Origin of the sequence: Aminobacterium sp. (assembly GCF_034926885.1) — a bacterium.
Taxonomy (GTDB): Bacteria; Synergistota; Synergistia; order Synergistales; family Aminobacteriaceae; genus Aminobacterium.
In genome coordinates, this window is sequence record NZ_JAYFQR010000028.1 from 15,121 (window position 1) to 38,568 (window position 23,448).

The window sequence follows — 23,448 nt, forward strand, 5'->3', positions numbered from 1 at the left end:
TTTCATGAAAAAACTATTTTTGGTGTGCTTTACGATCATTTTTACTTTGATTTCAAGCGCAACTCTTTGGGCAACTGATGTAGCTATAGAGCAGGTTCACGTCTATCCAAGAGGGGCACAGATACGACTAAAAGCAAGTGTCAATGGAAAGGGAGAAATTATTCTTCCCAATACTTTTACACTCGAAAGCATTAAAGTAATTCCAGGAGATGGACTGCTTTTAAAAAACTCTCAGGTGAAAGTACGAAATAATACTCAATGGCTTCCCCCTACGCTTACCCCTTTGTATAATCAGATTGAAGAAAAGAAAAAAGAGCTTTCAGTTCTGGAATCCCGATTAATGGCCCTTAAGCAATCTACTCTTCTTATGGAGAAAGCGGTTCCTTCAGATCTTTCTATCTCTAATATGTCTTCATATTTGAAAACAACAGAAGAAACCCGTGAAGCGAAAGAAGAAGAACAAACATCTGTAGTAAACGCTATTGAAGATATAAAGCAAATTATTGCCGATCTAACCAAAGAACTAGAAGAGAAGAAACCTCAAACACAGGGAAAGGTCATTACCGTCGAATATACAGCATTAGCCAAGGGAGACCTTTACATTGAAGCGTGGTCTAACTATGCTCGCTGGACTCCTGAATATATATTGTCTCTTTCCACAAAAGATCAAACTATACAAGGACAAATGCTAGCTAAAGTTACGCAACATACGGGGCTGACATGGGACGGTGCTATACAACTACATACCGCCTACCCGATTTCTTCAGTGGAAACGCCAGAGCTATTTCCGCTTATAGCTGATTTTAAAAAAAACACCTATCAAACTCGGAGCATGGAAAATGCTATGATGCTGAAAACAGCGGCAAAAGATGAAGCTTCCCTTGCACCTATGGAAGAAACTCTGACAGATCGTATATTTACAGCCAAAGGCAATGTAGAAGGAGATAACTCACAAACGATGCTGCTGTTAAACGAGCTTTCTTTGCCGATTACGGTTTCTATAGAATGCATTCCCGTTCTTTCTCCCCAAGCTTGGATCGTAGCCTCTACAGAAAAAGTAGAAGATCCATTGCTTGCTGGACAAGCGGACCTCTTTATAGACGGCGTGGGATCAGGCAGAACATCAGTACCGCAAGTTGCACGTGGTGAAATAATAAGATTGGCCTTTGGACAAACACCTTCGGTTACTGCGGCACGTGAGGAAATTATCCCTAAAGAAGGTAGCAATTGGTTGGGTAAGGGGAAATTAGCCCAGGGCTATACTATAAACGTAACCAACGGTTTACCCTACGAAACAGAGTTAGTTATTAAAGATAGAATTCCTGTTTCAGCTCAAGAGAAAATAACTGTTAGTGCAGAAAGTCTAGACCCTCAACCTACAGAGCAAGATTCTAAAAAGGGTTTTCTCACGTGGAAGCTAAAGCTTCGATCGGGAGAACAAAAGAAACTTTCTGTAATTTATCGCCTTTCCTTCCCCGCGGAAGAGGAAATATGGATTCAATAAACATGTGGAGAAACACCCTGAAAAGGAGCGTAAAAGAAGATGAATATAACTGTAGTTGTAGATGATTATTGCGGAACATCAAAGCTTTTAGGAGAACATGGTTTAAGCCTTTTCATTGAAACACCGAGAGGTAATCTGCTTTTTGACACTGGTAGGGGTATGGCCCTCTATCCTAATGCATCCACCCTCGGAATTCGGCTTGGCAACCTTGACGGTGTGGTTCTTAGCCATGGCCATTTTGACCATACATGGGGTTTACCCGAAATTTTAAGACGAGAGGGAAATATTCCCGTATGGGCTTCTCCCCTTTTTGATCAGCAAAGATTTGCACGAAGGGGAAAAGAAAAAGAAATTGCAGGAAGTCTTCTTCGAAAAGATGACGTAAACTTTCATTCAGTAGGTGATAGTGCCGAAATTATAGAAGGGGTATGGGCTATCACTGTTCCTCTCTCAGAAAGAAACACCGATTTTATTCCAGTAGACTCTGATCTTGTTGTTGAAGAAAAGGGAGAATTCAAAGCTGATCAGATGGAAGACGACCTCTCCCTTGTTGTTCGTGGTATTCATGGATATAGTATTATATTAGGGTGTGCACATGCAGGAAGCGTTAATATTCTCGAACGAGCTTCCCGCCTTTTTAATACCCGGGATTTTTATAGTGTTATTGGAGGCATGCATTTCAGAAGTCAGAATGAAGAGTTTCTTATTCGTTCGGCCACGGAATTCAAGGATAAATTCTCCGTGCAATACTGGAGACCATGTCATTGCACAGGATTTAAAGCAGCCTTTACACTTGGAAAAATTCTAAACGATGTGGATTGGGCCCCTTCCGGCTCTAACTACGAGGTATAAACCAACTTTAGGAGGATCTTTTTATGCTCTCATGGTCAACGTTGCCCCCCTTCATTTCCCTTCCTATTTTGATAGGGACAATACTCTTAGCTGGAGGTGGGGAAAGGTATTTTATTAGTCTTCCCTTCTGGGCGCTTTTTATTATGAGTTATATTACATGTACGTTTCTTTACGCTTTTTTCGTCACTCAAAATTATAAAGAAGGGTATATTCCTCTTCAATTTTTAGCGCAGGGAATGCTGATAACAATGCTAGCGCAACATTTAGGAAATCCTGAATCGTTGATCTGGGTGGGAGTGGCAACATCAACAGTTGGCTTTATACTTTTCGCCAACATTATTATTCGTAAACGCGAATCAGATGTTTCGGTAGATTTCAGCAAGAGCACACCGAAACCAGAAGATGTTCTTACAGATGATTCTTCTTTCTGCACCATTCCCGTACCTATTCTAGTCACGGATGAGAATGGACTTATTACGAATGCTAATGAAGCTTTTCTTTCCCTTATCGATCAAAAAAAAGAATCCCTTTTAGGGAAAATTGTCACAGAAATTATTTCTCTTGACACGGAAAAGATGGTTTTAAAAGGGAAAGAGTGGCATATTCAGCAAAAGCAGCAGGAAGGTGCATTTTTTTTCTTTCTTTCCGAGGATTCCGAGCTTAATGAAAATAATGAGCCACATAAAGGTTTTTCAGACTTATTGGATTCCGATCTGCCAATTTATACTTTTAAATATAGCGAGCGTCGTCTTCCTGAAGAGATAAGTCGGGCTCACAGATATCGACGGTGGCTTTCTGCTGCCCTTTTCAAAATGGATTTTCATAAAACAGAAACAGGACTTTTTTCTTCAGATGATGAAGATGATTTTTTCAAGGCATTTTGCAACTATGTATTTGAAAAAGTAAGAGAAAGTGATCTTTGTTTTCGGATGGGCAATAGAGAAGTGCTTGTCCTTATGCCGGAAACGCCTCAAAATGGAGCAAAAGAATTAGCTATACGATTGACACATTTTCCGAAGGATGTCAGTGAAGAATATGATATCGCCGAAACAGCACAGGTCTACTCAAGCATTACCTTTTATAATGGAAATCAAGAAACGACTGCGGAAAAAATTCTTCAAGCCTTGTACAGCAATTTAGCATAATGGGAAAGGTAACTTTATTCAAGCTGCCTTTCCCATTCTTATTATCAACGTAAATTAAACTTCTACTGAAACTCCCAACCGACTTAAAACACCCTCGGCGAGAGAGTTAAAAAGCTCTTCATTCTTATATTTCTCTATATCGCCATGATCTGCCAGGCGTGCAAGCTCTGGATCAATGGGGAATCGCCCTAGAGCAGGTATAGAGAACTCCTCTTCAATCTCTTGTACGTGACTCGGTCCAAAAACTTCCATCCTTTTTCCACAATCAGGACACTTAACGTAACTCATATTTTCAATAACACCAAGAAGTGGAATTTCCATCATTTGAGTCATATTGAGAGCTTTCTCCACTACCATAACGGAAAGCTCCTGAGGTGACGTAACTACGAGGAAACCGTTCAAGTCAATAGTCTGCATAACTGTGAGAGGCGCATCGGCCGTTCCAGGAGGAAGATCAACTATAACAAAATCCGTGCCATCCCATGCTACATCTTCCCAGAACTGTTTTATTACATTTCCAATGATAGGGCCACGCCATACCACTGGTTTAGTAGGATCGTCAAGAAGAAGATTGACAGACATAACTCTTATATTGAAAATAGAAGAAGCTGGAGGAACGATTCCCTCGGGGGTACCGTATGGAGCATCAGAAATTCCCATTAATTTGGGAACAGAAGGTCCCGTTATATCTGCATCGAGAATTCCTACAGAAAAACCTTTTTTCGCCAAAGCAACAGCCAACAAGCAAGATACGGAACTTTTTCCTACTCCGCCCTTACCGCTACCAACAGCTATTACGTGGCCAACATTCTTTTTCTTTTTAGCGCATCCGCTGCAACCTTCACAAGAAGATTTTCCGCAAGATTGTTCGCCGCATACATTATCTGACATTCATTTATCCTCCCCTATTGGAATCCCCTCAGAGGGGCTTTTTGTCTGTTTCTTTATACTCTTAGAGATTGTGAGCGTCAAGTTATTCACACTCTTGTCGCCATTCCTGAATAGTTGTATAGTGAGAAATTTGTCAGGAGGCGATGATGAAAAATGCAAATCCAAGCCTGGATAACATTAGGTATATTTATTACTATTTTAGCTATTATCGGAACGGGAAAACTCTCAAGAAGCGTAGCTGCTCTTCTTGGGGCAGCCTTTCTCATGGTAACACAGCTTCTTCCGGCAGATGTCGCTGTTCGTTTTATCGACTTTAACACTATTGGCCTGTTAATGGGAATGATGATTGTTGTCGGAGTCCTCTCAAAAACAGGTATTTTCCAATATATAGCCATTAAAAGTCTTAAGATGACCAAAGGTAATTGGCTTATAACTGTTTTTGCCATTACTTTAACAACAGCAGTCCTCTCTGGTGTGCTTGATAACGTCACGACAGTATTGCTCATCAGCCCTATTATTCTTTCTCTGGCTGATATTATGAAATTCAACCCGGTTCCCCTTCTTATTTCAGAAGCTATTGCTTCGAATATTGGAGGGACGGCAACTCTTATTGGAGATCCACCAAACATTATTATTGGTTCTCATGCCCACTTTTCTTTTATGGATTTTATTGTGAATCTGACTCCCATTACCTTTATCGTTCTTTTTGTTACTGTGGGAATCATTGCCCTCATATATAGAAGAGACTTCAAAATTCAGCCCGAAGAATATGAGAAAATTCTTAAGGTTGATGAGAATGCTGCTGTGAAAAATATTCTGACTTTGAAAAAAGCCCTGATTATAACTGGTTTTATTCTCATTGGTTTCTTAAGTCATGGATTTTTACATGTTGAAGCAGCCGTTATTGCTCTTATGGGAGCATCTTTGCTTCTCGCCATCATTCCAGACAACGGAGACGAGATCATTCACAAAGACATAGAGTGGCCTACTCTTATTTTTTTCGCAGGACTCTTCATTATTGTAGGAGCCCTCAAAGAAACGGGAGTTATTTCTGCTCTCTCAAATATTTTAGGACGCCATCTCCACGGACACCCCATGGCAGCGTTACTTACCGTTCTGTGGTTTTCAGGCCTAACATGTGCTTTCGTAAATAACATTGGATTTACGGCAACTTTTGTCTATGTTATTGACGAGTTGGCTGGACAGGTGGGCATGCCCTCCGAGCCTCTTTTCTGGGCTCTTGCGCTAGGAGCCTGTCTTGGAGGCAACGGTAGCTTCCTCGGCGCAGCTGCTAACGTTGTGGTTGCAGATGTCGCCAATCGTTTCGGATATCCCATTACCTTCAAAGCATTTATGAAGACAGGTATGCTTAGTGTATTTATAGCAATGATTCTATGCAGCATTTACCTCGTTATCCGTTACAGAGCTTTTTTATAAAGATATAACTTCCCCATCAGGACTATAAAGAGGAGGAACGACCATGACTTTTTCAGGTCGTACTCCCTTTTCCTGAATAGCGTTGAGAGAAAGACGACCTGCAATGGCTCCCAGGTCAAAAGCAGGCCAATCAAGACAGTAGCACTTTAAAATTCTGGCGAGATCTGGATACCCGCAAAGAACAATATTCTCTCCTCCGCCAATCATATTTTTTTCATGAGTTGAATCTAATATATGAATAGGAAGAGCGCTCTTCATCGTCGGTTTTTCTAAAAAGTTTTCTATCCCCTTGAAGAAGGGAGATGCTCCTTCATCAACAACAAAGGGTCTCCCTTGAGCAATTTTGAGAAGTTTTTGAGCACCACGTTCCAGATCGATCATAACAGAAGACCCCAGTAGACTCTCCGTTCCAACTGAAACAAAAGATCCTTCAAATGAAATATCTGGAGTCGATCCAGCTATCCATATAATTCCATCAACATTACGCGAAAGAAGATCTCGAGCTACCAAATTTCTTTGAGAAGAAATCTCCCCTGAACATTTCACTAACAAGCTATAATTCTGTCTCGATATGACTCTGTCGAGTCCTGATAAAAAAAGTCCCACCCACGGACGTGAAAGGTCTTCAAAAACAACTCCTAACAACCCGGTACGATTGCTTGATAATCCCCTGGCCACGGCATCAGGCTGATATCCCAAAGCCTTGGCTGCCTGCCATACTTTTTCTCTTGTCGTCGACGATATGCGGGAATCACCTTTCAAGGCTCGACTTACAGTTGCCTTATTCACATTAGCTAATTTAGCTACATCTTCCATCTTTACTTTCATCTTTGGCACCTCTTTAGACTTACCCTTTTAGTGTTCGTAACATCCGCCCCCTATAAATTCTCGCAAAATAGAATTCGATGGAACATATTCAGACGATAGCGGCGGGACGAATTTCAGCATCGAAAGAAGTCGCCGGGCTTCTCCATACATGGAGGATGACTCAGATACTGTCTGCAAAAGAGGTTGCACGTACCCCTTCAATATGGCCAGTTCGTAGGGTAACGAAGAGTTAAACATAGCATCTGCACGACTTTGATAAGGGAAAATATACTCCTTCGCCCCTTTAATTACAGAAGGCCACAAATCAAGTGTCCGCTCTGCTGAATGTCCTCGCGTTCTGTTATCTCGAATCATACGTCGAAGCAGTCTATTATCGGTAGTGCTTGTTCTGTTGTGTTCGTCAAGGTTTATTCCAGTTAGAGGCGACACAAAGATACCAAATTTGTTTTCTTCGGGAACAACAGCTGTAACCTTTTCATTAAGGCCATGAATACCTTCGAGAATCAAAACATCATTTTTTGCTAGCCGAAGAGTTGGCCCCTCAAACTTTTCCCCCTTAATAAAATCAAATTCAGGAACACGAACCTCTTTCCCCTTCAGAAGTTCAGAAAGCTGTTTTTCCAAGAGATCAAGATCTATAGCTTCAAGAACTTCAAAATCGAGATTCCCATGTTCATCCAAAGGTGTTTTTTCTCTATCAACAAAGTAATTGTCAAGAGAAATAACCGTCGGATTCAATCCACACACCTGCAGCTGTATTTTCAATCGTTTGGCCGTCGTTGTTTTACCAGATCCAGAAGGACCCGCAATAGCAACTATTTTAACTCTTTCCCGCAAAGCAATTTCCTCGGCAATACGACTTAATCGCTGTGAATGAAAAGCTTCGGAAATAAGAACAAGCTCCAGTCCCTTTCCTTGGGCTATTCGAGCATGAAAGCTATCCATCGTTCTCAGGCCCAATACCTCCAACCATTTGGCGTAGTCAAGAAAAACTCCAGAAAGCTTTTTAGAAGCCCTGAATGGAGGAATACGCTTAGGATACGACACAGTAGGAAACTGAAGAACCATGCCCGGCGAAAACAATTTCAGTTGGAAGACACGTAGATATCCTGTCGATGGAGCGAGTGGAGCGTAATAAAAGCCGTAATTGTCTTCGCAACGATAGAGTTCTACTGGGTCTTCGGCTGCCCACATGAAAAGTCGCGCACTCTCTGGATTTCCCTGACGTTCAAAAATACGCCGTGCTTTATCGAGAGGAACAACTTCTCTTGTAATAGGAACATCCCGATTAACAAGATCGCGAAGAGCTTTCTCTACAATAAGCACATCGTCTTCTTTTAGCTTCCCTTCTGGAAGCTCCCAGTAATAGCCATCACTTATAGAGTGTTTAATAACAATTTTTTTATTTAAAGCTCTCTGCACTGCTAAAACGAGTAGAAAGCTCAAGGATCGGCGATAGACTTCCATCCCTTCAAAAGAAGAAGTATCAACAAATTCCACATCAGCATCATCGTCCACAATCCAGCCTAGTGGTCTAAGATAATTGTTGACGCGCCAAGCCACAATATGAGATCCTCCGTCAATATTTGCCTTAGAAAGAACGTCTTTGCCATTCATAGGGCTGGAGCATTCACAAATATCATGGTTACGGATACGTATCTGAAAAGACATTTTTAGCCTCCTCTCGTGCCTTTCTATCTGGTATGATTTACTTTACTACAAGAAGAAGAATACGTCTTGAGTTGTTTGGGGAGGGTAAGTAGAATGACGAAAAACAAATCTACGAAAATATATGAACAAGTCGCAGAGAAATTAAAGAATCTCATAGCCTCTGGACAATTGATCCAAGGTGATCCCCTTCCTCCTGAACGCCAGCTAATCGAAGAGCTAAATGTAAGCCGCAGCTCGCTCAGGGAAGCTTTTCGTATTCTTGAACTTGTAGGTCTTATCGAAAGTATTCCCGGAAAGGGACGCTTCGTAAGAAAATCAAGATTTGAAACACAACATTCTAAAATGCCCCTACAAGATGAAGCTATACTTGAGTTAGTTGAAGCTCGAATGACATTAGAACCAGCAATAGTTACCGAAGCAGTTAAACATGCTACTCCAAGCGATTTAACGCGCATACGCAAAATTCTGACACTGACAAGCAAAGATGTAGAATCTCTTGAACATAGAGCACAATGCGATTATGATTTTCACTTGCTTCTTGCCGAAGCAACACATAACTTTGTTTTCGTGAACATTGTAAAGATGACTTTCAATCTTATTATGGAAACTCATGAGCGAATTTATTCTCTACTTGATGACAAAGAAATTTTTTTAAAGGAACATAATCAAATATATCAAAGCATTCTTGATCGTGATATCAAGAAAGCCCGCCGCCTGATGACTAACCATGTCAGCAGGGTATATAAGACACTGCTTGACGGCATAGCTCTTGAAGATCACAAGGAGGATATTTCTTTACTATGAACCAGAATCAAAGCATAAAAAACTATATTCTAGCCTTTATTGCCGTCATTTTCATTGCACTTCTAGCAGCCGTTTCCGTCGATAAAGTAGTCTTAAATTCTTGGAATACTGACGATTCTCTCATTGTTCGCATCGATAGGGTGGGCAAAGTCAGAGGGACAGAAAGCCCCCTCTCTTTCAACAACTCCAATGAATCTTCGGAAAGCTCCTCCAGCTCTGACGAGGGACTCTGGCAAACTGAGTACATCGACATTACCGTTACCTTTCTTAACGGAGAAAAAAAGGGAACTAAGGAAGATCTTCTCATAACTCAGCTGTCAACGTCTTCTCTAGAACTCATAGAAGAGCGTCGATACCTTCTTGTAAGTGACTTGTTCGAAGATGGAAGTATTCAATACTCTATTAGCGATCGTTATAGAATACCATGGGTCGCCGCTTTTCTTATTTTAGCCTCTGGAGGCCTAATCGCCTCTGCAGGAAAAGCCGGATTCAGGGCCCTTGCTGGCCTTCTTCTTTCTTTAGCTGTACTTCTAGGTTGGTACGTTCCAGCGCTGGCTCAGGGAATTGCCCCTGTCCCCTTCGCTATTCTTGCTGTAGGTGCCGTTTCTATTATTACAGTACTTCTTGTTGTACGAAGACCGGCTTTTTGGATCGTTGCATTTTTAGGCGCACTAGGTGGTGCTGTTGCTTCTTCTCTCGTAGGCTGGGCCATGGTCAAAACATGGCAACTCACCGGACTGGCAAGTGACAGTGCAAGTCTTTTAGCTTCTACCATCCCTGGAATGTCAATGGAGGGACTGCTTCTCGCTGCAGTTATGATTGGATCAATTGGAGCTGTTCTTGATGTTGCTATTTCTGTAACATCGACTCTTGCCGAAATGTTCTCATATGATAACAACATTGAAGGGCATAGATTATGGCAGGCAGGAATCGGAGTAGGTCGTGAAGTTTTGGGAAGTATGATTAATACGTTGATATTGGCCTATTTAGGTAGCGCGCTGCCCTTTACCATCCTCATTACAAATGCAGGAATTGATGCTACGGCACTCTTTAATGATCCCTATATAGCACAGGAACTCGTGCGAAGTGTCGCTGGTACAATCGGTCTTTTGCTAACAATTCCAATAACAACAGGGGTATGCGTCTGGTGGCTTGAGTTCCGATTACAACCTCGAAAAAAAAGTGCTTAATCTCCACCTGTAGGAATATGCTCAAGAAGTGACGGGATAAAACCATTTTTTATAATATGTTCCCAACTTGGCAAAGAAGCGAGGGAAATTTTTCTGTCATGGAATGCTTTTTGTATACTTTCTAAGAAGCGATAGGCCGATGTTCCGAAGTCTTTTGGTGATGTTAAAATCTCAGCAGTTTTTAAAGCGAGATGTTCCAAAGAAGGAGCTCCAATAATAATCTGTGCCGCCTGATTTTTAAGAGGAAAAACACATCCCAACTTGTGTTCATCTTCTTGTCGGAAAGTACCTAAAATCATTACCTGAGGTTCTCCATCAACAATTGAAGTGACTGCTGATAGTGTCCAGTCAGAGAGAAAAAGGATACTCCCAACTGGGTAAGGGATTATAACTTTTTCAAGAAGAGGGACAATAGCAGGGTCAAACTTTATTCCGGCCTCTTTACGTATAATTTTGAGAGCCTCTGCCGGAAGAAAAGCACGTCGATAAGGACGATCGCTAACCAAGGCATCGTAACTATCAGCTACAGAAACAAGTCTGACGAGAAGGGGAATCTTTTCTCCATAGAGACCTGGTAGTCCGACACGTCCATAGCCTTCCCCATTCCAATATTGATGATGATTCAAAACAATAGCTCTCGCCATGGGGTTAATACACGGAAATTCCCTTACGATTTTAAAGCCATCGTAGGGATGTTTTTTCATGAGAGCCCACTCTTCACTATTCAATGAACCTTTTTTATTGATCAGAGATGAGGGAAGCATAAGTTTGCCAATATCGTGGAAAAGTGCACCAAGGCCTATGTTGATCTTATCCTGATAAGAAAGGACAAAAATCCCCTCTTCTTCTCCTCTGCGAGACAACAACAAAGCTACAGTCATTACACCTATCATATGCTCATACGTGTACTGATCATGACTACTAATATTCTTTAAACCAAACAGTACCGCCGTAGAGTCTTCGAATATAATCGAAATGACCTGAGAAACACATTTTTGAAGACTCTCAAGCTCTTTAGCATGTAAAGAACGATTATGAACCACGTTTTGAACTATTTGAGACATATGCCCTCGCAACTGTCTTTCCATATGTTCAGGCACCAGAGACTGCCATTCACTCTCATTTATCTCAGTCTCTCCTGGCAAATAGACAAAACAAGCTTCAACGCCTCGGCGCAAAAGTTTAACTATCATCTGTTCGGTAAGGATGATTCCTGCACTTAATAAAAGTTGCCCCTCACAGCCGAGAACAGATCGAGCTAAACGCATTCCCGCCCTGAGGTGATCTGACGTAACGATAAGCGGCATTTTCCTGTCCCCTGCAAAGTCCGTAATAATTAGATACAAAACCAGAGTTCATAATAACACACATATTAAACAGGACTCTCTCTACCAAGGCCTGTTTAAAAGTGGTACTTTTGACCCTTTTAGTTGCACAAAGGTATGATTAAGGGGAGGGGATTTGCTTCAAGCAAATCCCCCGGCTGATCTATTGCAAAATGGTACGGGAATAGATCTCAAAAAGAGAGGCCGCTTCTTCTCACAGGAGAAACGGCCTCTCTTTATATGCAAAGATAAGCTTTTTGTTCCTCCTTTTCAAACATGGAAGGCTCTCTCGTTTCCGAAAAAACCCTAACGGCCCTGAACCATAGAAATTTTTTAAAAAATCTTTAGGTTGTCAGGCTCGGAGGTTCTTCATATTTTTAATAATGGTACCTCATTAAAAACAAGAAATCAAGATATACCTAAAAGATTTGCCCATAGAGGAATTGTCACTATAGAACAAAGCGTTGAAGCAGCAATAGACTCAGCCGTATAGTTTTCATCCATGCCCATGCCACGAGCAACAACGTAAGAGTTAACGGCTATGGGCATTGAAGATACAAGAACTGTCGTTTTAAGTAACATAGAGTCTACTGGCCACAGATGTAAAAAGAACCATACAATTGTAGGGAAGATAAGAAGTTTGAACAAAATGGCTTCCCACGTATCTTTGAGTATCGCCTTCACACGCGATAACTCTAAAGAAGCCCCCAGCGCTAACAGTGCCAAACCGCTTCCTACATTGCCGAGTACCTTCAACGCTTCATCAAGCCACGCTGGTAACGGACCGGTTCCTACAAATGCACACGAAACACCTACAACACACGCCATGATAAGAGGATTTGTAAGAATTCGTTTCATTGTATCTTTTAATGCACTCAAACGAAAACTTCCAGAAAGAACAACTTGCCCCCAAGTAATGGAGATCAGTTGATATCCAGCCATGACAACAGCAAGATACAAGGAAAGGGCCTGAAGGCCAGCTTCTCCCAATGCCACGGATACAGCTGGAACACCCATAAAAATGTTATTCGAACGTATAGAAACCATAGTCAGGACAGAGACTCGCTCCCTCTTTAATTTCAGGAAGCGCCCAAATAAAAGAGCGAGAGGAGGCGTAACCATAAGAGAGATATAAATGGCCTTTACGAAGTTTCCCCCCATGAGGACTTCTACGTCTGCTCCATAAGTCACTCTAAAAAGAAGTGCTGGAAGGGCAATCCAATACAAAATAAAATTCATGCCCGCAAAAGCTTCTTCCCCTACAAAGTGTTTTTGCCGTATGAACCACCCGACGCTGACAATAAGAATTATAGGAAGAACTATTAGAAAACTACCCACCTGAAATCTCACTCCCCCCTTTGTTACAAGTGGTATTATACATTGCACAGACAGAAAAGATCTGGTTACGATATAATATTCAGCAAAATATAATCAGGGGAAGGTGATGAATCCTGATGAAAGTCCCAGCACATATTTTCAGAGAATACGATATTAGAGGGATAGCCGATACAGAACTCACAGCAGAAACTGTTACAACCATAGGAAAAGCCTATGGAACCTTCCTTCGCAGAGAAGGAATAAGAACAATCACTGTTGGAGGAGATGTACGCCTTTCTACAGAAAGAATACGTCAAAACGTTATTAGTGGTGTTACATGGGCAGGTATTAATATTATTGATATAGGTGTCGCTACATCGCCACTTCTCTACTGGAGCCAATATCATTTTAATCTTGATGGTGCCATCATGGTTACGGGAAGCCACAATCCTAAAGATATGAACGGGTTGAAGTTAGCATTTGGTAAGAGCACTATGTATGGAGAACAGATTCAAGACATTCTTTCTATGATTGAAAAAGATGATTTTGTGCAGACAGAAACACCTGGTTCAGTAAGAAAAGCCAATATCTGGAATGAGTATATAGATATGCTCGTATCGAAGATAAAATTGGGCACACGTAAACTTAAAGTTGTCGCTGACGCAGGAAATGGAACGGCAGGACTCTATATCCAAACATTCCTTGAAAAATTGGGGTGTCATGTTATTCCTCTTTTCTGCGAACCAGATGGAACATTTCCCAACCATCATCCCGATCCTCTGAAGCGAGAAAACCTCACGTCACTTATAGAAAAAGTCAGAATGGAAAAGGCAGATCTCGGGCTCGCTTTTGACGGGGATGCCGACCGCATCGGAGTTGTAGACGAAAAGGGATCGGTAGTATGGGGAGACACCCTTATGGCTCTCTATTGGCGCGAAATTCTTCCACAGCATCCAGGAGCAACCGCCATTATAGAGGTAAAATGCTCACAAGCTTTGGAAGACGAAATCCGTCGTCTAGGAGGGGCTCCGCTCTATTACAAGGCTGGACACTCTCTTATCAAGGCAAAGATGAAAGAGATTGATGCTCTTTTTGCCGGAGAGCTTTCAGGACACATGTTTTTCGCTGATGAATTTTATGGTTTTGACGATTCTTTCTATGCCGCAGGACGTTTGCTTCGCATTCTTTCAAACGATAGTCGTTCTCTTTCTGAAATGCTTGTTGATTATCCAGTCTATTACAGCACTGCTGAGGTTCGAGTAGACTGCCCCGATGAAAAGAAATTCGAGGTTATTGAAACCATTAAAGAAAAGGCACTTAAAGACCACGAAGCTATAACTATTGATGGGGTTCGAATTCTTTACAAAGAAGGTTGGGGGCTCGTAAGGGCATCAAATACACAGCCTGTTCTTGTAACACGATGTGAAGGGAAAACAAAAGAAGCTCTTGATGCCATAACAAAAGATATGAAACAACGAATGCTCGATGTGGGTATTTCAGATTTTGAATGGACATATTAAATATGTGAAATAATAACGATACGAAAAAGGGTCCTCTCAAAGAAAAACATATTCAACAAACTAAACATCGAGGACCCTTTTAGTTAATTTATATCTTTTTCCTCCACAATAAAAAGCCTTTTTCGACCCAAGTTTCTACTAGGCCTCTCTTTTCAAGAAATGCGAGATGTGCAGATATTGTCGAGAGATTCAGTACATATTGAACAGGGTTCATATCAATATTCCATGTTGCTGCTAAGTGAGCAAGAACCTCTTCGCGACTGTGTGGGTCAGAACAAGAATGCAAAACTGCGTCGTTTAAAGAAAGGATTCCCTTCCTGTTAACTTCAACGATGGGTGTAATGTCTTCTTTAATAGCTTCGGCATGACACGGAACAAACCATGATGCTTCTATTGTTTCTAGTTTATCTAAAGTAGAAAGAGTTGCCTCAACATCGAATGTAACTATAAAACGATATTTATTGATAATCTCTTCAGAAAAAACACTATCTGCTATATAGCACACTCCATCAGACGACAAAAGGCCTATCATGTTTATAAAGTGGCCAGGAAGATCAATCACCGTCAGGTCTGTATTGGGAACAACTTGCCCTCTTGTAAGTTCTGTCCCGACAACAGAGGGAACAGCTTGTAAAAACTTCGTCTGTATCCCACTAAAAGGATAGGCTCCCCATAAAATTAAAGGCTCCAAAACAGGATTTTCAATAATCGTTCTTTCGATACTACTCGCCATAATGACACATGATGTTTTTTTCTGTAAATATGCATTACCACCAATGTGATCAGCGTTGGAATGAGTATTTATAATTCCTTTAAGAGTCAAAGAGTTTTCTTGTAATAGCCGAAAAAGCTTACGCCCTGAACTCTCGTCACCACCACTATCAATAAGATAACATCCTCCCTCGCCATCCTTCCAAATACCAATATTGACACGTCCTGGTATATAACAACTTCGGTTATTTAAAATGTTAATTTCCATAAGATAATCACCTCTCAAAACTCTAATTTTTTGATAAACTTCCAATTTCCTTTTCTCCATGATAAAATGAGCTTGGTGGTTCGTACCAATAAATTTTTTGAATTTAATGGTTCGTATGTAGCGCTTTTCAGGAGGTGGGTAAAGGTGGAAGTTAAGAAAACAAAAGAGAGCTCGAAGAATATTCGTACTAAATATATGAACGATCAGAGCGACGCCTTCTCTAACGCAATGTCAGATCTTAATCAGGAACTATATCGTTGCCGTTACGATTCCTAAGACATAGTTGTCTTTAAAAAGTCGGGGCCAAAGGGCCCCTTTTTTTTATGTTTTTATACTACTTTTTCCTCAATGAATTGTTCGTGATACACCGGATTATTTTATTTTTTCAATTATTTTTCAAAAAAATGTTTGCCAGTAACCTAAAGTTGAGTTATAATTCCCGCGACAAACAGGAGGTGACGATTGTTGCAAACTGCAATCGAAGTTAAAAATTTACATAAATCGTTTGGAGACCTTCACGTTCTACAGGGAGTGTCACTCTCCGTAGGTGAAGGTGAAGTTGTTTCTGTTATCGGGCCAAGCGGCTCTGGGAAAAGCACTCTCGCCCGTTGTATCTGCCGTCTTGAAGATATTAATGATGGAGAAATATATCTCTACGGACAACGAATAGACAACGGTAAACATTCTAACAAAGAAGTAGCAAATCTTGTAGGGATGATCTTTCAACAATTTAACCTTTTCCCTCATCTTTCAGTTTTGGATAATGTTACGCTCAGCCCTATACAGATTAAGGGAATGAAAAAGAGTGATGCTGAAGATTTAGCCGTCCGTCTTCTCGAACGAGTCGGCCTTGGAGATAAAGTAAGTGCAAAGCCTACTCAGCTCTCAGGAGGCCAGCAACAGCGGGTAGCTATAGCTCGAGCTCTTGCGATGCAACCTAAAATAATGCTTTTTGATGAGCCAACAAGCGCCCTTGACCCCGAGTTGGTTGGGGAAGTTCTTGATGTTATTGCTCAACTTGCAGAGACAGGAATGACAATGGTCATTATTACCCACGAGATGCTCTTTGCTAAAGATGTTTCGGATAGAATCGTCTTTATGGCAGATGGAAATATTGTTGAACAAGGATCACCAAAAGATATTATGGTGAATCCTTCTCATCCGAGAACACAAATGTTCTTGCAAAGGATGCTGGCCCACTTCGGGGAAGATCTTACAAAAAATCAGGGAGGTGCATACTAATGATGTTGGATTTCACGTCAATAACTCCCTATTGGCATATGTTTTTAACAGGTGCCCTCTTTACAGTAAAAGCTTCAATCCTTGCTGTTTTACTTGGATCAATTATTGGTGTTTTGATTGGTGCTCTTCGCGTTGTGCCCTTTAAACCACTTAAAAGTATTGCTGCAGCTTACATTTATGTTATCCGAGGAACACCGTTGCTCATACAACTTTTCCTCATTTACTTCGGATTACCATCTCTCGGAATTAATCTTCCGGCTTTTGCTGCTGGCATTATAGGTTTGTCTATTAATTCAGCTGGTTATGTCGGAGAGATAGTACGAGGAGGAATTGAAGCTGTGCCTAAGGGACAATGGGAAGCCGCTCAGGTCCTTGGCCTTTCGTACTTCAGAACAATGCGACACATTATTCTTCCTCAAGCTATACGAAATATGCTTCCGGCTTTCGGGAATGAATTCGTCACTCTTATAAAGGAATCATCCTTATTATCTACACTCGCCATTGCTGAATTGACAATGGTAGGGCAACAGGTTCGAAGTGTTACCTATGCTTCTTTTGAAACTTTCATTATGGTGGGACTCATCTATCTCTGTTTAACAAGCTGTACAAGTATTGCACTTCAATTTCTTGAGAAACACTGGCAAGTTAATTAAAATCATAAAAGAAGAAAAAAGCGAGGAACTTTTCCTCGCTTTTTTAATGCGGATATGTTGTTGTTTCTCTTCGTTTGCCGTAAAGTTCCATTTCCCTCATCGCTTCTTTCGCCTCTAAATACCCCCAAGAAGCAGATATTATTTCCCGTATAGAAAGTTTTCTCTTTTCACGAAGTTCATTCCAAAGGTGAAGAGGAAGATAGAGCCAAATTCTGAATACTGTCTCAGACTTCTCGAAAGATTGCTCAGAAAGAACAAGATAACCAGAACGGCTAAATAACACTACAGGTCGAGAACGTTGAGAATTCATGCGTTGGAGATCATCAAGAGTAAAGGACAAATTTTCCAGATCAGCCAATTCTTTTCGGCCAGGCAAATCTGTTAAGGAGAACCATAAATGTACTCCTTGTGCAACTTCATCAAAAAGGCTTCCAACACTTTTCAGCCATGCCTTTATACGGGCAACTGACGTATAATCATTTCTCGCCAAGGCAAAACGTATACCCCAGTAGGCTTGTTTTACAGATAAATCTCGCTCTATAAGATCTAAAATAAACTGCTCATCTTTGAGCGTTTCTTCTGTTATAACATCAGCCATTTCGTTACGAAGCAATCCTTTAAGAATCAAAACCGCAGGCATATGTTCGCCAGGAGGCTCTGTTTGCGAAAGTAACAATTTACGAAGCTCAGCGACAACTTCTTCGCTAAGGGAAATGGGACGAAGACCCTCTACAGACAATATCAGAGGCTTATTCTGATACAAAAACACCTCTGCCATTTGTTCTTCTCCGATTTTTCCCCACACCCACTTTTCAAGGTTTAAAGAAGATGAGGTTCCTATTAAAACCCTGTTGTACGGGAGGAGAAGAACAACGTTTGGAGCTTCTATCTTCGGTAGTCCAGAAATAGTCATTGCATCTGGAAGCCTTACAATGTTACCAGTAGACATTAATTCATAGATCACCGAAATCCCCTCCTTTCCTAAAGAAGCATACCACGAGGGGATAACGTTATCAAGGTAAACGGGTATGCCAACGACGATGGAGCCAAAGCCATTGATCTGGATGCCTGCATACCATTTTTTCAAGAGTCTCATCTGCCATATGAGTGATACTCTCTATTCTTTCTTTCCTTTTCCCCTCTGTAGGCAGACACAACGGCGGAGAAATTATAATCTGATGCTTAAAAGGTGAAACACGATATGAAATTACAGGAACGATAGGCGCGTTAGCCATAAGAGATATTGCAGCAGGCCCGTTCACAGTCGTACATTTTTGCCCTAAAAAAGTTGAGGCAATCCCTGAAGGCCCTCCGTCCTGGTCAGCTAAAACTCCTAAAAAAGCACCATTCTGTACTAAACGAACAGCTTCTTTCATTACAAATCTTTTCTTCAATGTCTGAAGACCAACACGGGAACGATACTTTTCAACAACATCTGCTACGTCTTCATCGTCTGGATCTCTTACTATGGCATAAAGAGGGTAGCCCCGTTGACATAACCATGCTGCCAAAAGTTCCCAGTTACCCAGGTGCCCTGTAAGAATAACAGCACCTTTATTCTCTTTGGCCAGCTGCTCTAATATTTCTTCACCTTCAACGTCTACTACCCAATCGAGAACATCTGCTGGATTATCAACTAACGTTAAAAATTCTGTAACAGTCCAGGCAATATGACGATACACGCCAGAAAGAGTTTTATCTCTCCATCCCTCTTCGTGAGGGAAAGATGATTTTGACATATTTTCGAGAGCAACAGCTTTCCTGGGATGAAACCCTCGAAGAAGTCCGTTCAAAAGGCTGGCCGTAACGTGAGCTCTCCATCCTTGAGCAGTAAATTTTTGAAACAATTCCAATAAATAAGAGCCTGAACTCACCTTTATACACCGTCTTCCTGAGAATAAAGTGACATGAGGGCCTGAAGCCCCCTATCAATTGCCCATGAAGAAAGAAGATAATTTCTCCCCTTCAGGGCATGTTCTTTCCCCATAGAATCAAAAGCACTCTGGAGAGTATGAAGAAGTTCCCTCTCGTTTTCCTGAGATGTTATCGTTATATAACCTTCCCTGCTCAAAAGCTCATCAAGGCGCTTCGAAGGGGTACTTATAATAGGAACCCCCAATATGGTCGCATGAGCCGCCAACAAAGCAAGTGAAGGAGAAGAAGATAACAGTAAAAGCGCACCACCTCGTTGCCCCATATAAGATGATACGAGAGAAGAATTGGGAAAGATTCTACCTGGCCACATATTCGCTTCAGGAAAGGGAATTTTAAAAAGAGGGGCTTCCCACGCAGATAAAACATTTTTATACCAACGATTTTTTTTGTGAGGGGAACCTGCCATGTATAGAGAAGGAGTTCCTTCACAACTATTTCTTTCAGACATTGTCCAAGCAATCTTCGATTCAAAAATAGGCGGAATATATGTACTCATTTCATCCTCATCAGAAGAGAAGAATGTTAAATGAGTTCCTCTTGAAGGTACTGTTTTTTCGCATAATCCATAAAATAAACGAGAACGAAGGGAAAGGAAGGAACCCCACCATGGAGTTCCTCCCCAAAAGTGCCATACATTACCTTGAGAAAGCGCCACCCAAAGTTTCTCTCTCTCCGTTAAAGAAGACCAACATTCTGTTGATATGAAAGATCTATCTAATTCTTCTTCCGCATATATAGAGAGAGCTATTCCACGTTCTCTCATATTCCGAGCGAAGGAATAAATAATCGCAAGTTCCCACGTTGGAAAGTTTTGAGAAAGAAACCATATTGGTGACAAAAATACTACCTCTTTATCTCAATAAGGAAAAATCTTTTTTTACCGAGACGAACGAAGATATGGCGACCGCCAATAAGATGATCTTCATCAATAGAAGCAGCTTCATCTTCAATTCTGTCTCCGTTAATATATACTCCGCCACCACGAAGAAGACGCTTAGCCTCCCCCTTGCTCTTACATGCTCCTACAGAAGCAAGGATATCTACTACCGCAACAGGAAGAGCAACATCAAGAGTTTCGTATGGGACCTCTTCTGCAAGCATCTCCATCATTTCTTCCGTCATGTCTTCGTGCGTAATTTCTCCGCTAAAGAGAATTTCACTTGCTCGCGCAACTGTATCAGCTGCATGAGAGCTATGAACCAAAGCTGTTACTTCCCAAGCTAAACGTTTTTGTGCCTCACGTTTTTCAGGAGCAGCAGCATGTTTCTCCATAATTGCTTTAATTTCATCCAAAGGCAAGAACGTGAAGAATTTAAGAAGTTTTTCGACCATCTCGTCTTCAGTATTAATCCAGAACTGGTAAAATCGGTATGGAGATGTTCGTTTAGGATCAAGCCAGACTGCTCCACCTTCTGTCTTCCCGAACTTAGTTCCTGAAGATGTTAAAAGCAAGGGGTTGGTCCACCCATAAACTTGTTCACCTTTTCTTTTGCGAATAAGATCTATGCCAGAAACTATATTCCCCTGCTGATCGTTTCCACCCATTTGAACTTGACATCCGTAACTCTCAAGCAGATGCATAAAGTCAAAAGCCTGCAGGAGAGTATAAGAAAATTCTGTATATGAGATACTCTTCTCAGGATCGTTGAGACGAGACTTTACGTGCTCTTTATTAATCATATAATTCACTGAAAAATATTTTCCCACGTCTCTTAAAAAATCAAGAAAGGAAATACTTTTCAGCCAATCATAGTTATTAACGATAATGGCGGAATTCTCACCACAATCAAAATCCATAAAATGCTCGAGCTGTTTTTTTACACCTTTAATATTTTCCTGAACAGCTTCTGGAGAAAGGAGATTTCTTTCTTTGCTTTTCCCTGATGGATCTCCAATCATTCCAGTTCCTCCACCGGCCAGACAAATAGGTCTATGTCCCATACGTTGCAACCAGCTCAGAGTCATAATAGGAATAAGATGTCCCACATGAAGGCTGTCAGCTGTAGGATCAAAACCTATATACGCTGTAATCCTTTCTCCCGTGTTAAAAAAAGCATCCAAATCTTCTGGATGACTACACCATTCCACTAGACCTCGCTCTTCTAGAGCGCGGAAAGCATTGACCATCGATACATATCCTCCCGTTTTATATAATTCAATAATTTTACATTTCTGTTTTTTCTTCAGATTCTTCGTCTGTATCTTGTGGGATTGTCCACTTTAAGGAACCTTCATCAATTGTAGGCATCACTAATGAAATTTCTCCCACTTGACGCAGCTCTTCCGCTGCTTTCGTCAATTCATCTGCATTGATCCCTACATCGCTTCCCAACTTGTCTGCCATAGCACTCGCCCGTGCAACAACATCAAGGGCATCTGCAAGACGTTCCCCATGAGCGTACCCCCAAGCAAAGGCTCCACCACTATTTTTAAGGGAAGGGATAGCGTTGTTGATCTTTTTCTCAACCTTTATATCACTTTTCTGAATAATGCCAAGAACTGCGAGGTCATCTCTTGCCGCTCCCAAAATAGTGAAAGGAACGCTGGCGGTTCCCCCTGTATGAAACCCTTCCAGGCTTTCTATTGACGGAACAAGCATTCTCCACTCCTGCGACCAGAATTCGTTCACAAGCTTTACGCCCGCTGTTCCTCTATCTGGTAGTTGTAAAACAAAGCCTGGCAAAGAAAAGAAAATAACCTTACTATTACCTGCGACTGTAAGGCATACGGGTCCATGAAGCAACGTTAAGAGTTCCTCAGCAGAAAAAGGAAATTCTTCTGGCATTTCCTTAACCAACTCACTTGCCATTTCCGTTTCTCGGATATCAGGAATATTGATACCTGCCGCTAAAAGAAGAGGTTCGGGGGCAATTATTCTCTGATTCCACTGAATTGGCATAAGTTTTTCATAAAGGGTAGCGGGAATAACACCGTCTATACCAGATGTTTTCCAACTCAATTCTCCCTTTTCATCGTTCTTGTACCATGATGCATTAAAAATAAAGGGGACAAGCGATACTTTCACTCCATCTAACGAAAGAAGCTGAGAGAGCAACCCCCCGTCGTAAAAACGGAAATGGTTTTTCCAATCAGAAGAGACCTTCCATTCCATATCCAAATTCTCTTTAGTCTTGTGAAGAACATCTTTCATTAGTTGAAGTCCTTCTTTTGATGTCGAAAGAAGAGAAAGTCCACCATCAACATCCATGTATAAAGAAGGAATTCCGTTTTTCCATGTCAGAAGGGTTATATTATTTTCGTCTTTACTTAAGGTCAGTCTTTCTTCAAGATTTTTCCATTCGGCAGGGAGTTCCGCCTTCTTTAAATTTTCCGTAACAGAGACACTGAATAGAGCCGAAGCGTAAAGATGAGGTTCGTTTTTATCCCAGGCAACAAGACATGCGCTATCCTTTGAAAATGAAAGAATGGGAGAAACACCCTGAACGGCCAACAAAAATGGACGAGCCTGTCCAGACTCTTCAAGAAGCTCTTCTGGAAAATCAAATTTGAACGAGGCTCCGTCTCCCTCTAGATAAACATAGGGAGATGATGCTTCAGGAACAGGAATAGACTCTGTTATGGATCGTTGTTCAGGTTCTTTACCTACTAAAAAAATGACAAGGGCAATGATTGCAAAACAGAGTCCGAAAGCACTCCAAAAAAACAGTCCTTTCCGCATAGTATTCTCCCTCCCTGCGGTAAAAATAAGACTATAAGTGTATCATAAGCTCTAAACGGCTTAAAAGCCAGAGAAGCCAGTTTATCCTATTCCTTTTCTTCTACAATTCCCGCTTTCTGACTAACTGTTTCAAGAAGAACAACCGTAGATTGAAGCAAAGGAATTAAATCTCCCGGATCTTCTGCCTTATCTGCTTTTGTTCGAATAGACGCTGCTAATCCTGAAATATTGGCAAGAAGAGTGTTAACTTCCTCACAACGTTTTTTTTCTATACAAATAGGAGAAATAACCGACGTGGTTATATCCTTCTGCGGTGTCAACTCAAACTCCTCACCAATTGTAGATGGGCCAGAGTTTCGTTCCGTTTACTTAGGTAAAGTGAAAGAGATAATGAAAAAGGCGGGCACCTCTCCTTTATACTGGTGTTGCTCAAACAACCAAAATAAAGGATATAGGAGGTAAACCCGCCATGACAT

Annotated in this window: 22 protein-coding genes and 1 riboswitch; of the genes, 10 read left to right on the forward strand and 12 right to left on the reverse strand. The window is 41.3% G+C overall.

What is annotated here, in order from left to right; all coding sequences use genetic code 11:
• Positions 1-4: 4 nt before the first annotated feature.
• Genes VB083_RS10415 through VB083_RS10425 form a run of 3 tightly spaced genes read left to right on the forward strand, consistent with a single transcriptional unit; the run spans position 5 to position 3,501 of the window.
• The gene (locus VB083_RS10415; RefSeq protein WP_323402031.1) at positions 5-1,504 is read left to right on the forward strand and encodes a mucoidy inhibitor MuiA family protein; all 1,500 of its coding nucleotides are present in this window, start codon (positions 5-7) and stop codon (positions 1,502-1,504) included.
• Positions 1,505-1,543: 39 nt separating this feature from the next.
• On the forward strand, positions 1,544-2,356 hold the full coding sequence (locus VB083_RS10420) for an MBL fold metallo-hydrolase (protein ID WP_213699888.1): 813 nt from the start codon (positions 1,544-1,546) through the stop codon (positions 2,354-2,356).
• 23 nt (positions 2,357-2,379) lie between these two features.
• Positions 2,380-3,501, forward strand: coding sequence for a diguanylate cyclase domain-containing protein (locus tag VB083_RS10425; protein ID WP_307879537.1), 1,122 nt, complete (start codon positions 2,380-2,382; stop codon positions 3,499-3,501).
• A 54-nt stretch (positions 3,502-3,555) separates the two neighbouring features.
• On the opposite strand, the gene VB083_RS10430 is transcribed toward VB083_RS10425, so the two are convergent.
• Positions 3,556-4,392 (reverse strand): Mrp/NBP35 family ATP-binding protein, encoded by an 837-nt coding sequence (locus tag VB083_RS10430; protein ID WP_213690937.1) that lies wholly within the window; start codon positions 4,390-4,392, stop codon positions 3,556-3,558.
• 153 nt (positions 4,393-4,545) lie between these two features.
• Between VB083_RS10430 and VB083_RS10435 the strand changes: the two genes are divergently transcribed.
• On the forward strand, positions 4,546-5,829 hold the full coding sequence (locus VB083_RS10435; RefSeq protein ID WP_323402032.1) for an ArsB/NhaD family transporter: 1,284 nt from the start codon (positions 4,546-4,548) through the stop codon (positions 5,827-5,829).
• On the opposite strand, the gene VB083_RS10440 is transcribed toward VB083_RS10435, so the two are convergent.
• Together VB083_RS10440 and VB083_RS10445 are read right to left on the reverse strand one after the other, a co-directional pair.
• On the reverse strand, positions 5,824-6,657 hold the full coding sequence (locus tag VB083_RS10440; RefSeq protein ID WP_213690935.1) for a LacI family DNA-binding transcriptional regulator: 834 nt from the start codon (positions 6,655-6,657) through the stop codon (positions 5,824-5,826). The two genes, VB083_RS10435 and VB083_RS10440, sit on opposite strands and share 6 nt — an antisense overlap.
• Positions 6,658-6,684: 27 nt before the next feature.
• The gene (locus tag VB083_RS10445; protein ID WP_323402033.1) at positions 6,685-8,328 is read right to left on the reverse strand and encodes a nucleoside kinase; all 1,644 of its coding nucleotides are present in this window, start codon (positions 8,326-8,328) and stop codon (positions 6,685-6,687) included.
• 93 nt (positions 8,329-8,421) lie between these two features.
• Here VB083_RS10445 and VB083_RS10450 point away from each other — a divergent pair, with 93 nt between their 5' ends.
• Together VB083_RS10450 and VB083_RS10455 are read left to right on the forward strand one after the other, a co-directional pair.
• The gene (locus VB083_RS10450) at positions 8,422-9,132 is read left to right on the forward strand and encodes a FadR/GntR family transcriptional regulator (protein WP_213690933.1); all 711 of its coding nucleotides are present in this window, start codon (positions 8,422-8,424) and stop codon (positions 9,130-9,132) included.
• A complete protein-coding gene (locus tag VB083_RS10455; protein ID WP_213690932.1) occupies positions 9,129-10,322 on the forward strand; it encodes a YibE/F family protein in 1,194 nt (397 codons plus the stop codon). Before VB083_RS10450 ends, VB083_RS10455 begins: the two co-directional genes overlap by 4 nt.
• On the opposite strand, the gene VB083_RS10460 is transcribed toward VB083_RS10455, so the two are convergent.
• Both VB083_RS10460 and VB083_RS10465 read right to left on the reverse strand, forming a co-directional pair.
• A complete protein-coding gene (locus VB083_RS10460) occupies positions 10,319-11,629 on the reverse strand; it encodes an HD-GYP domain-containing protein (RefSeq protein ID WP_213699892.1) in 1,311 nt (436 codons plus the stop codon). The genes VB083_RS10455 and VB083_RS10460 overlap by 4 nt on opposite strands.
• Before the next feature lie 265 nt (positions 11,630-11,894).
• Positions 11,895-12,023: riboswitch (molybdenum cofactor riboswitch) on the reverse strand.
• A 32-nt stretch (positions 12,024-12,055) separates the two neighbouring features.
• Complete coding sequence (locus VB083_RS10465; RefSeq protein ID WP_323402034.1) at positions 12,056-12,997, reverse strand: AEC family transporter; 942 nt, start codon at positions 12,995-12,997, stop codon at positions 12,056-12,058.
• A gap of 104 nt (positions 12,998-13,101) precedes the next feature.
• Here VB083_RS10465 and VB083_RS10470 point away from each other — a divergent pair, with 104 nt between their 5' ends.
• Complete coding sequence (locus VB083_RS10470) at positions 13,102-14,484, forward strand: phosphomannomutase/phosphoglucomutase (protein ID WP_323402035.1); 1,383 nt, start codon at positions 13,102-13,104, stop codon at positions 14,482-14,484.
• An 88-nt stretch (positions 14,485-14,572) separates the two neighbouring features.
• Here the strand turns inward: VB083_RS10470 and VB083_RS10475 are convergent, their stop codons facing one another.
• Positions 14,573-15,463 (reverse strand): MBL fold metallo-hydrolase, encoded by an 891-nt coding sequence (locus tag VB083_RS10475; RefSeq protein ID WP_213690928.1) that lies wholly within the window; start codon positions 15,461-15,463, stop codon positions 14,573-14,575.
• Between the two features lie 144 nt (positions 15,464-15,607).
• Here VB083_RS10475 and VB083_RS10480 point away from each other — a divergent pair, with 144 nt between their 5' ends.
• From VB083_RS10480 to VB083_RS10490, 3 genes are all read left to right on the forward strand, one after another.
• The gene (locus tag VB083_RS10480) at positions 15,608-15,739 is read left to right on the forward strand and encodes a hypothetical protein (protein WP_307879540.1); all 132 of its coding nucleotides are present in this window, start codon (positions 15,608-15,610) and stop codon (positions 15,737-15,739) included.
• Positions 15,740-15,928: 189 nt separating this feature from the next.
• On the forward strand, positions 15,929-16,705 hold the full coding sequence (locus tag VB083_RS10485) for an amino acid ABC transporter ATP-binding protein (protein ID WP_323402036.1): 777 nt from the start codon (positions 15,929-15,931) through the stop codon (positions 16,703-16,705).
• On the forward strand, positions 16,705-17,358 hold the full coding sequence (locus VB083_RS10490; protein WP_213690926.1) for an amino acid ABC transporter permease: 654 nt from the start codon (positions 16,705-16,707) through the stop codon (positions 17,356-17,358). The genes VB083_RS10485 and VB083_RS10490 overlap by 1 nt, the downstream gene beginning before the upstream one ends.
• Before the next feature lie 43 nt (positions 17,359-17,401).
• On the opposite strand, the gene VB083_RS10495 is transcribed toward VB083_RS10490, so the two are convergent.
• From VB083_RS10495 to VB083_RS10520, 6 genes are all read right to left on the reverse strand, one after another.
• On the reverse strand, positions 17,402-18,322 hold the full coding sequence (locus VB083_RS10495; RefSeq protein WP_213690925.1) for a hypothetical protein: 921 nt from the start codon (positions 18,320-18,322) through the stop codon (positions 17,402-17,404).
• Between the two features lie 49 nt (positions 18,323-18,371).
• A complete protein-coding gene (locus VB083_RS10500; RefSeq protein WP_213690924.1) occupies positions 18,372-19,232 on the reverse strand; it encodes a lysophospholipid acyltransferase family protein in 861 nt (286 codons plus the stop codon).
• 2 nt (positions 19,233-19,234) lie between these two features.
• A complete protein-coding gene (locus tag VB083_RS10505) occupies positions 19,235-20,131 on the reverse strand; it encodes a hypothetical protein (protein WP_213690923.1) in 897 nt (298 codons plus the stop codon).
• Between the two features lie 5 nt (positions 20,132-20,136).
• On the reverse strand, positions 20,137-21,420 hold the full coding sequence (tyrS, locus tag VB083_RS10510; RefSeq protein ID WP_213690922.1) for a tyrosine--tRNA ligase: 1,284 nt from the start codon (positions 21,418-21,420) through the stop codon (positions 20,137-20,139).
• A 37-nt stretch (positions 21,421-21,457) separates the two neighbouring features.
• Positions 21,458-22,972, reverse strand: a complete 1,515-nt coding sequence (locus VB083_RS10515; protein WP_213690921.1) for a hypothetical protein — start codon at positions 22,970-22,972, stop codon at positions 21,458-21,460.
• A gap of 86 nt (positions 22,973-23,058) precedes the next feature.
• Complete coding sequence (locus VB083_RS10520) at positions 23,059-23,292, reverse strand: hypothetical protein (protein WP_323402037.1); 234 nt, start codon at positions 23,290-23,292, stop codon at positions 23,059-23,061.
• Positions 23,293-23,448: the final 156 nt, after the last annotated feature.

What these genes read in the sequence shown, in the direction of transcription:
- VB083_RS10415 (WP_323402031.1), top strand. Translation starts at nt 5, where the DNA reads ATGAAAAAACTATTTTTGGTGTGCTTTACGATCATTTTTACTTTGATT.
- VB083_RS10420 (WP_213699888.1), top strand. Translation starts at nt 1,544, where the DNA reads ATGAATATAACTGTAGTTGTAGATGATTATTGCGGAACATCAAAGCTT.
- VB083_RS10425 (WP_307879537.1), top strand. Translation starts at nt 2,380, where the DNA reads ATGCTCTCATGGTCAACGTTGCCCCCCTTCATTTCCCTTCCTATTTTG.
- VB083_RS10430 (WP_213690937.1), bottom strand. Translation starts at nt 4,392, where the DNA reads ATGTCAGATAATGTATGCGGCGAACAATCTTGCGGAAAATCTTCTTGT.
- VB083_RS10435 (WP_323402032.1), top strand. Translation starts at nt 4,546, where the DNA reads ATGCAAATCCAAGCCTGGATAACATTAGGTATATTTATTACTATTTTA.
- VB083_RS10440 (WP_213690935.1), bottom strand. Translation starts at nt 6,657, where the DNA reads ATGAAAGTAAAGATGGAAGATGTAGCTAAATTAGCTAATGTGAATAAG.
- VB083_RS10445 (WP_323402033.1), bottom strand. Translation starts at nt 8,328, where the DNA reads ATGTCTTTTCAGATACGTATCCGTAACCATGATATTTGTGAATGCTCC.
- VB083_RS10450 (WP_213690933.1), top strand. Translation starts at nt 8,422, where the DNA reads ATGACGAAAAACAAATCTACGAAAATATATGAACAAGTCGCAGAGAAA.
- VB083_RS10455 (WP_213690932.1), top strand. Translation starts at nt 9,129, where the DNA reads ATGAACCAGAATCAAAGCATAAAAAACTATATTCTAGCCTTTATTGCC.
- VB083_RS10460 (WP_213699892.1), bottom strand. Translation starts at nt 11,629, where the DNA reads ATGCCGCTTATCGTTACGTCAGATCACCTCAGGGCGGGAATGCGTTTA.
- VB083_RS10470 (WP_323402035.1), top strand. Translation starts at nt 13,102, where the DNA reads ATGAAAGTCCCAGCACATATTTTCAGAGAATACGATATTAGAGGGATA.
- VB083_RS10475 (WP_213690928.1), bottom strand. Translation starts at nt 15,463, where the DNA reads ATGGAAATTAACATTTTAAATAACCGAAGTTGTTATATACCAGGACGT.
- VB083_RS10490 (WP_213690926.1), top strand. Translation starts at nt 16,705, where the DNA reads ATGATGTTGGATTTCACGTCAATAACTCCCTATTGGCATATGTTTTTA.
- tyrS (WP_213690922.1), bottom strand. Translation starts at nt 21,420, where the DNA reads ATGGTCAATGCTTTCCGCGCTCTAGAAGAGCGAGGTCTAGTGGAATGG.
- VB083_RS10515 (WP_213690921.1), bottom strand. Translation starts at nt 22,972, where the DNA reads ATGCGGAAAGGACTGTTTTTTTGGAGTGCTTTCGGACTCTGTTTTGCA.